General features: G+C 42.1%; 1 pseudogene. It reads right to left on the bottom strand.

From position 1 onward, the window contains the following. Positions 1-159: 159 nt before the first annotated feature. Positions 160-428, bottom strand: a pseudogene (locus tag E5329_RS29430) (IS4 family transposase); the annotation flags it as partial.

Below are 428 nucleotides of genomic sequence, written 5' to 3'. Positions count from 1 at the left end.
CAATGTCATTAACTTAAGGAAAAGAACAATACCGGATGTCTTTACACCCATTCATGGGATAAAGACATCCGGTATTGTTCTAGGAGTCAGTCTTACCATTTGACGGTTTTATACTGTAATTATCAGGCAAGACAATCTAATGCGCTATAGCTTTGTTGCTTAATAAGCTCTTTTATGCGTGTTTGAATATTTTCCCGCAAGCTGCCCCTTTGTCCGGTGGTAATGACGGTCTGGCCTGATTGGAACCAGATTTTTGCTGATGTCTTCATAGATCTGATGGAACAGTCTGTCCTGTTTCTGCGCATCTGTTTCCAACAGGATATAAATCAGGTCATTTTTCAGTATCCCTATGCTCAACGTCCGGTTCACCATCATTTTATGCTTCCTGTGTTTTTCTTTCTCATCCAGCTCCGCTTCCGCGTCACGGA

The sequence above is a fragment of the Petralouisia muris genome (genome assembly GCF_004793545.1).
Taxonomy (GTDB): Bacteria; Bacillota; Clostridia; order Lachnospirales; family Lachnospiraceae; genus Petralouisia; species Petralouisia muris.
The sequence above is the reverse complement of the archived record's forward strand: the minus strand, read 5'-3'. Positions and strand labels throughout refer to the sequence as shown.